7 protein-coding genes are annotated in these 8,407 nt (G+C 41.5%); 2 read left to right on the top strand and 5 right to left on the bottom strand.

Going from position 1 to position 8,407, the window contains the following annotated elements; translation table 11 throughout:
* The first annotated feature begins 112 nt into the window (after window positions 1-112).
* Window positions 113-796 (top strand): DUF305 domain-containing protein, encoded by a 684-nt coding sequence (locus tag DP117_RS32365; protein WP_169222275.1) that lies wholly within the window; start codon window positions 113-115, stop codon window positions 794-796.
* A gap of 765 nt (window positions 797-1,561) precedes the next feature.
* On the top strand, window positions 1,562-3,943 hold the full coding sequence (locus DP117_RS37125; RefSeq protein ID WP_169222269.1) for an NB-ARC domain-containing protein: 2,382 nt from the start codon (window positions 1,562-1,564) through the stop codon (window positions 3,941-3,943).
* A 103-nt stretch (window positions 3,944-4,046) separates the two neighbouring features.
* Here the strand turns inward: DP117_RS37125 and psb28 are convergent, their stop codons facing one another.
* The 5 genes from psb28 to DP117_RS32395 all read right to left on the bottom strand — a co-directional run bounded on the left by psb28 (window position 4,047) and on the right by DP117_RS32395 (window position 8,239).
* Window positions 4,047-4,415, bottom strand: a complete 369-nt coding sequence (gene psb28, locus DP117_RS32375) for a photosystem II reaction center protein Psb28 (RefSeq protein ID WP_169222270.1) — start codon at window positions 4,413-4,415, stop codon at window positions 4,047-4,049.
* Between the two features lie 11 nt (window positions 4,416-4,426).
* Window positions 4,427-6,013 (bottom strand): serine hydrolase, encoded by a 1,587-nt coding sequence (locus tag DP117_RS32380; RefSeq protein ID WP_169222271.1) that lies wholly within the window; start codon window positions 6,011-6,013, stop codon window positions 4,427-4,429.
* Window positions 6,014-6,281: 268 nt separating this feature from the next.
* Window positions 6,282-7,160 carry an RNA methyltransferase gene (locus DP117_RS32385; protein WP_169222272.1) on the bottom strand — a complete coding sequence of 293 codons (879 nt, stop codon included), beginning with the start codon at window positions 7,158-7,160 and terminating at the stop codon, window positions 6,282-6,284.
* Window positions 7,161-7,214: 54 nt separating this feature from the next.
* Window positions 7,215-7,685: a hypothetical protein gene (locus tag DP117_RS32390; protein WP_169222273.1), complete on the bottom strand. Its 471-nt coding sequence runs from the start codon at window positions 7,683-7,685 to the stop codon at window positions 7,215-7,217.
* Between the two features lie 107 nt (window positions 7,686-7,792).
* A complete protein-coding gene (locus DP117_RS32395) occupies window positions 7,793-8,239 on the bottom strand; it encodes a P pilus assembly/Cpx signaling pathway, periplasmic inhibitor/zinc-resistance associated protein (protein WP_169222274.1) in 447 nt (148 codons plus the stop codon).
* Window positions 8,240-8,407: the final 168 nt, after the last annotated feature.

An 8,407-nucleotide genomic window follows, 5' to 3' on the forward strand; every position in this document is an offset into this window, starting at 1 on the left:
AATTTTGAATTCTCGCGGAGCGAGGGTCATGATACTTGACACTCTAGCTAACTGGAGATTTCACAATAGTAGAAGAAAACTTATTGGTCAGTCTCAGATGAATGTCAAGTCTATGCTACCTATTTCTTGGAAAACTGGGTTTTTTACAGTCACCTTTGTTGCACTCGCATCCTTAACAGCCTGTTCTACAACTGCTTCCCAAAACCAAACTCAAGCCTCAAATACCACCGCGACTGAAGCTAGCGACAAGCATCAAATGAATCATGGTAGTGGCATGAATCACAGCATGGTGATGGAGAATGGTCCTGCTGATGCTAACTATGATTTGCGCTTCATTGATGCGATGACTCCACACCATCAAGGTGCTGTGAAAATGGCAAAAGAAGCCCAGCAGAAATCAAAACGTCCTGAAATCAAAAAGCTTGCAGAAGAAATCATCAAAGCTCAAAACAAAGAAATCGCTGAGTTGAAACAGTGGCGCACAGCATGGTATCCTAAAACATCTAGCACGCCAATGGCTTGGAATGCGCAGATGAATCATATGATGGCAATGTCTCCTGAACAATCTAAAGCTATGCGAATGGATATGGATTTGGGAGCTGCTGATGCTGAATTTGACCTTCGCTTCATTAATGCGATGATTCCTCATCATGAAGGAGCAGTGACAATGGGGCAAGATGCATTGAGTAAGTCTAAGCGCCCTGAAATTAAGAAACTCGCTCAAGATATTATCACTTCTCAACAGAAAGAAATTGAACAAATGAAGAAGTGGCGACAAGCTTGGTACAACAAGTAAGAAGTCGCAGGCGCGCATTTGCTCCCCTGCTTGTCCTTGGTGTTTTTCATCCTAATTTCATTTCTGAGTGCAAGACTAGCAAATGTGTGCATCAAAAACGCTCACTCACACAAATACGCAATCCAGTACCCAAAAACTTTTAAAGCGCGATGCCTAATTCTCTGCGTTCCCAACCACCCTCAGCAATTCGTTTCCAAAATCAGTGAAAAGCTTGCGGTATCATTTTAAATGTTAGCGTAGCGTGCCGTAGGCAGCGAATTCCAAGGGAGCGGTATTAGTTATCTTAGAGAAATAATAGGAAATAAGTATTCTCCATGAAATGTGTCCTGATGTATGCATTTTTTAGAGAATACTTATAGTATTGAGTCTGGGTTTTGAAAGCCTTGATTTCATAATCTGTTTATACGGGGTTTATTCACTCTCACGTCTTCTCATTAAATTAGAAACCAGTTTTTAGTTCCTTTACTGTTGAGTGTTGCACTTCGCTCTATAGTATAAGCATGTTATGAAATCATAACAATAATGATATAGTGGTTTTCAATGGCGTGTCATACAGTAAAGATGTTTCCCCGGAATGTCTCTACATATCGTTGTGTATTTGATTCAGTCAAGAATGACTGTTTGATGATAACTGTTTGATTAATAAATATTTATACTTATTTTTGTTTCTGAATTAAAAATTATATGTAAAATGCATATCATTAAATGATAGCTATATTGCGGTTAATAGGAAAAACTAATCTAAATCTGATTGAATAAAAATCTATGACTCAAAACAATATAGTAACAAATTTCCTGGAGGAAATGAATGGTCGGCTGGTAGTTGGAAATTGGAGCATAATGAATTCACCTCATGGGGCTATTGTGAATATAGCAACAGAGGAAGAAAAATTTACTGTGCGATCGCGTTCCACTCCATTGATACTTCAGCAACCCTTAGATAATTTACTAGATCGACAAGAATCAATCAAAGAAGCGATTGCGACTTTTCAAGGTGGACAATCAGTAGAGTTTTGTGGTGCATCTGGTTTTGGAAAAACATTTTTATTGCGTCACTTAGAGCACAATCATCAAGTCAAATCACTTTTCGCCGGTGGGATCATTAGCCTGTCTTCTGTTCATCCTAATGTTGGAGATTTACTTCAGTTCATATGGGATGCTTTTTATGAAAGCAATATTCCTTATAAACCAACTCATCACCAAATCTTTCAACAAATTCACGAAAAACAAGCTCTTGTTGTGCTTGATGATGGACTAACTCAAGATGAATTGCAAGAGCTGATGAATATAGCTAGCAACTGCACCTTCCTGATTGCTTCATCAACGAGTCGCATCAAGAAAAAGGGACGCTCAATGATGCTTTCTGGACTTCCGATCAATGATGGTTTGGCTTTGATGGAAAGGGAATTGCAGCGTCCTTTGAACGGGGAAGAACAATCTGCAGCAAAGTCGCTGTATGGTATTTTAAATGGAAACCCTATGCACTTGCAGATGACAATGGCAAGTCTACGGGAAGAAGGACGCTCCCTTAACGAAGTAATCACTCAATTGCCGAGCTCTAATCCAGACAATTTTCTACTTCAACAAATAATAGCATCGCAATCAACATCAGAAAAAATGATTCTGGAATTGCTAACTATTATGGGTGGTATTGGGCTTGAAAACCAACAAGTCACTGCCATAACACAAAGTATGGATGCTTCTAAGACACTTGAAAAATTGCGTAAACGTCATCTCGTGCAACTTGATGGTTCTCGATATAAAGTTAGTCAAACTATAGTCAAAATTTTACCACCACAATGGAAGTTAACAGCAGTTGTAGAAAAAGCGATCGCCTACTTTGTCGGTTGGGCTGAACGCCACCAACAGCAACCTAGCATTTTATTTGCACAAATAGATCCGATTGTGCAAATTATAGAGGTAGCAGTTAAAGATAGTCGTTGGAAAGATGTCTTGCGCTTGGTAAAAGCAGTGGAAGGTACACTCGCTTTAAGTAAGCAATGGGGTTTGTGGGAACAAGTGCTTCAAAGGGGACTACAAGCTTCTCAAGCCGAAAGAGATAAAGCGGCGCAAGCCTGGGTGTTACATCAACTAGGAACTCGTGCTCTTTGTTTGGAAGAAAACAGCACAGCTAAAAATTATCTTACTAAAGCAAGACAATTAAGAGAATCTCTTGATGATGGCAAAGAAGTTGCTGCAACTCGTCATAATCTTAATTTGTTGAGTAGTTTTCTATCTTCACAAACTCACAATCGTCAGCAAAAAAATTTGGAAGACTCAACAAAAGAGGATGGCGACTCCCAGTCATCCTCTTTTCAGCGCTTACTGACTCGAATAAATATAGTTTTACCAGAAAACGCTTCACTTTCGAGAAGACGTATTTATAACAACGTTTTGCTTTCTCCAAAAAGAATCATCACAACCGGAATTTTAGCATCAGGAGGATTGCTAGCTTGGTTCAACTGGCATCGTTTCATACCTGCACCTTCAGCAAAATCCACTCCTACGCCGACAATAACTGTCAAACCATCATCTATTCCGGAACAGAAACCTACACCAGAAGCCACGCCGTCACTAATTATCGAACCTCCCTCCCCAGTCATGGTTCCGTTGTCACCTTTACCTACAGTGACAACCAAAATCAGTCCACCACTTAGACCAAATTTAGAAGAGCAACAGCCAATAGTTCCCAAACGTCAGAAGTCTAAAACAAAACTGACACCAGCACCGACACCGACACGAACACCTGAGCAAACACCTACACGAACACCTGAGCAAATACCCGCGAAATCAGATGTACCCACATTTATACAACTGACTCCAGACACAACTATTGTACCAACACCGACACCAACACCAACACCAACACCAACACCAACACCAACACCAACACTAACACCAACACCAACTGCGGAAGCCGCGCCTACCCCAACTCTCACGCCATCACAGACGCCAAACATTCAACGAAATCAACCAAGTGTAGAACCTACATTTACTCCGACTTTTACACCAATTCCAACTCCAACACCAAGTTCACGAGTCGAAGCCATACCGACTCCAGCAGCCATAACAATAACACCAATTGCAGAACCATCACAACCCACGATTGAGAAAAATACAGAAAACACAACGCAAAACACACAATAATCGTAAAATACAAGACAGTGGTTAGTGAAAACTGCTGTCATTCTGAGTTAGTGAGTACTTTCTTCGCTCAACAATCAATTTTCATTTCTCGCACTCATGACTATTATGATTCTCCGTATGCCATACCATTCGCTTGAGCGTAACGATTCATAAATCTCATGAATCTTTCCCAGTGCTCATCTTGCTCTATATCAAATTTGCACTCTACGCGCTGCAATTCATCACCTTCTCCACCCCCAAAAATGAATTGTGTGGAAGAGGGAGTGACACGGATTTCACCCTCTTCGTCTGTTAGAAGCATGGAATTTAAAGATTGTTTAGTAAAGCTGTTAAATTTTTCTAAAGCTTTTAATTGATTGAATGTCATTAAGACAATGCGCTTACCAGAACTGGGATTACGCCGCAAGCTAACATTGCTGAGTTCTTCACAAATGCCAGAAAAAAATTGGATTGAGGGTGTAGTAGATGTCATGAAAAAAAACTTTATCGCTGGTAAGGATAATAATACTGCGGATTCATCACCGGAGGCTGAATGGGAGGCTGATAAACGTTAGGAGGTATAGGGTTTCCCATGCCGTTGGATGGAAGCGGATTGAATGCTGGGGATTGATAACCAGTTGTTGGCATTGTCGGGCTGCCCATATTGTTAGGTAAAGGCGGAGTCATGACTGGGGATTGATAACCAGTTGTAGGCGCTGTGCTTCCTGTGCTGGGAGGTATGGGAGCAGTTGGGCTAAACAGCTGATAAGCAGCACGAGAAATTGAACTGATGAGTTTTTCGGCGCGAGGATCGTTATTAGGGCGTTGTACCATCACAGCAACTATGTAACGCTTACCTGTAGGCATATCAACCAAACCTGCATCTGCAAGTGTTGTCCCAATATCACCCGTTTTATGGGCAATGGTTGCACCGACTCCTAAACCAGTTGGTAGAAGGTGATTTCTCACTGTGCGGCGCATAATATCCAGCATGCGATCGCGTGATGATAAACTCACCAAATTGCCTTTGCTTAGCATCGCCATCAAAGTCGTTAACTCTTTGGGACTAGTTGTATTTGTCCCTTCCAAATCCGGGAGTGGATTGCGAATTGCAGTTGTTGTCAAACCCCAACTGCGGAAACGCTGATTCAGCACCTCGATACCACCCAAGCGAGTTATCAGCATATTTGTTGCTGTGTTGTCGCTGACTGTCATCATTTTAGTCGCCACTTCCACGGCTGTGAACTCAGTTCCCACTGGTTTATACTGCATGTCCCCAGAACCACCGACAACCATTTTTTTAGTCATGATCAGTGTTTCATCCAGGCGAATTTTGCCAGCATCTACATCTTGGAAAAAGGCAATTAAAATAGGAATCTTGATTGTGCTAGCAGCAGAAAAACTCGAAGAGCCATTCACATCCACATAACTGCCATTGTCTAAATCTACCAAGAAAACTCCTGGTGTCAGAGTGGGGTTTGCGGCTGCCAAATTTTGCACAACAGCTTTTAAAGAAGAAATTTCCTGAGTTAGCAATAAGCCGGAAGCTGGTTCTGAGGGATTTTGGGTAAACTGTGGTTGTGCTTGCCTAATAGTTGTATCAGATGATGTTCCACCCGATGTCGTGATCCGAGTCGCAGGATCTAACACAGATAATGCCGTACCTACAATTGCACCGAGACCAACTCCCACAATTAACAACCGTACAGCATACAAGAGTGTTTTTGCCATCGGCTTTAACTGCGTTTTTCGGCGGGATGAACTGGCTTTTCTTGGCAACGGCTGCTTGCGCATTTGCACATTCTTTGACTGTACTGTTTTTGGATTGTACGGTGGAATCTTTCCTTTAGCAGTTGCAGTTGGTTTGATTGCTGTGGCTGCTGTCCCTGTTCGCTTTGTGGGCAAAGTGACAGGAGTTAACGGAGGAATAGATTTTATAGGTGTGGGCATTGTTTGGCTATCGGAGGCTTGCTGTTGCTTTGCCACTCCGACTTTTTTATTTTGTCCCTGCTTTTGAACTTTGCTCTTAACCGGACGACGGCTGGTACTTTGACGCCGTGAAACTGTTTTTATAACGGTTCTGGTTGCCATAAGATACAGTGGCGCTCACATGTATAATCTAGAACACACTTATAATCGTTTTACTTTAGAGGCTAAAGTCATTTCTTACCAATCTCTAATCACAGTTGAAATGTCGTTTGTGTGCGGACACCGTAACGACTGTTTCAATTGACTTCTAAGATACTTAATTATTGAAATGAATTTTTGCTTATAATTAGTATTTTTGAGTTAAGTCTAAGTCATTATGACAGGTTTTGCGCGGATGAGTCAGTATACAATCACTGATGAGTTACAAGCCTTAACGATTGTTCCGGTTCTCAAGCGCCCATTCTACTTGCCGTAAAATACCTCGCAACATCGCGACTTCCCTAGTTTGTAATTGAGCACGATTATACATTTGTCGAAATGTTTCCATACGGCTAGCTGCTGTATGGGGGTAAAGATATCCAATCTTGAGCAGTAGTGATTCTAACTGTTGGTAATATTCCTCCAAAATATTCAAAGGTGCAGACTCGTGAACAGATGTGGGAATGTCCGAAGATAAAGAGGCGGAAAATTTATCAGAAATGTTCCCCTTGTCCTCGTGTCGATGAACACTTTCCATTCTACGGGAAACCTGCTCTAGGGCATCTACAACTAAGCTTTTTTCTGCACCGAAGTTTTCTCGCTTTGTCGTATCTTCTTGATTTTCTGCGTCACTTTGTGCTAGTTCATAACAACAGATTGCTACAGCAGTTGCCAAATTCAACGATGGATAGCTGGAACTGGTAGGAATGCGAATAAACCGCTGAGCATAATTTAATTCTTCATTACTTAGTCCGCGATCTTCCCTACCAAAAATGAGCGCGGCTGGGTGTTGTGGTTCTTCGAGTAACCAAGGTAATGTTGTGCTGGGGTTTTCTAAAGGGGAATCCCAGTTACGAACACGAGCTGTTGTGGCGATCGCCCGTGTACATCCTTGCAATGCTTCTGGCACTGTTGTGACTGATACTGCTGAGTGTAAAATATCTTTAGCATGAACTGCCATTTTGAGCGCTTCTGTTGAGAGCACTTGACATTGGGGATTAACCAACACCAAGTGATTAAGCCCAAAATTTTTCATCACTCGTGCTATGGAGCCAACATTCATTGGACCTGCTGGCTCTACTAAGATAATTCTTACTCGGTCCAATCCCATTTGTTGCCTCGCATTTTGCCGAAAATGTTTCTAGCCATCATTGTAACTGTGCAACTAATTATTTAGCCCTCCATTCGAGCTTCCTGGTGTGGGCGCAAGCCTTCTGTTCGGGTTTTTTGGTGTAGGATTCAACCCTCCATTAAAGCTTCCTGGTCTCAGGAGAGCTCCATTAGGACTAACAATATTACTATTGGTTTGAATGCGCGTTCCATTGCGGTAATAATAAGTCGTAGAGCCGTCGCCATTATTGATTGTCGTGGCAGGATAAATCTTACTTCCATTTGGTATATTAATCACACCATTCTGCTGATTAATACGCGTCCCATAAGGGTAATTGGGAGTGTTGCCTAAACCAGGAGTAGAAGTGGAACGACTTTGTGCTTCAGCTTCTTGAGGAGATAAAAAACTGGCTCCCAATGCTGTGATAGCGACTATTAACAGCTTGAAGACTTTTTCTTGATAATCTTTACAAAACGTAAAATATCTGGTGGCACGATGCAATGTAACACAATTTGCCTTAGACATCTCACAAACCTCTATAGTTGTGATTTTACTTAACAAAAAAAACGATTTAAAAAAGTGCATAATAATTAACAACTGACAGAGTTCATATTGAGCTGACTCGTGATCAGTTACATATTGCGTTGTTGTCTACGAGCACGCATTTGCTCACGGTATTTTTGTAGTTCTTCTTTTTGCTCTGCACTCAGAAGTGCGTCAATTTGAGTTTTTTGTGACTGCATTACTTGTCGCAGTTGGTTTTTTTGCTCATCAGAAAGATTCAAAGAATCAAACACACGCCGCCCTTCCTGGGGGTTTTGCAGGGCAGTTTTTAACTGTTCCCGTTGTTGTTGTGTAAGAATTTTATCAACTTCGGTGCGGGTACCGCGACGGATTTCTTTGATTTTTGCTTTTTGTTCATCCGTGAGTTTTAAATGTTGAAATGGTCCCTTTTTGTCCTGAGATTGTGCAATAACTGACGGCAAAGACGAGTTTGCTTCTACTTTGACGGCGAAGCAGGTTGCAGTTAAACTCAGGGCAAGTGCCCCACAAATGAGTGATAAGTTTTTGAGTTGCATTCAAGTTTCTCCAATTTTTCTCCTGCTTGATACAACTATCATAAAAATTCTACTTTAAGTATTACATGAGGAAAAAGTCATAAATAAATCCATTACTTAAGTCGTAGTCCATTTTATTTACGTTCCTTACCTTTCAAGAAACACAGGGGAGTGGGGCTGTGGGGGGAG

It is taken from the genome of Brasilonema sp. UFV-L1 (genome assembly GCF_012912105.1).
In the GTDB taxonomy this organism is placed as follows: domain Bacteria; phylum Cyanobacteriota; class Cyanobacteriia; order Cyanobacteriales; family Nostocaceae; genus Brasilonema.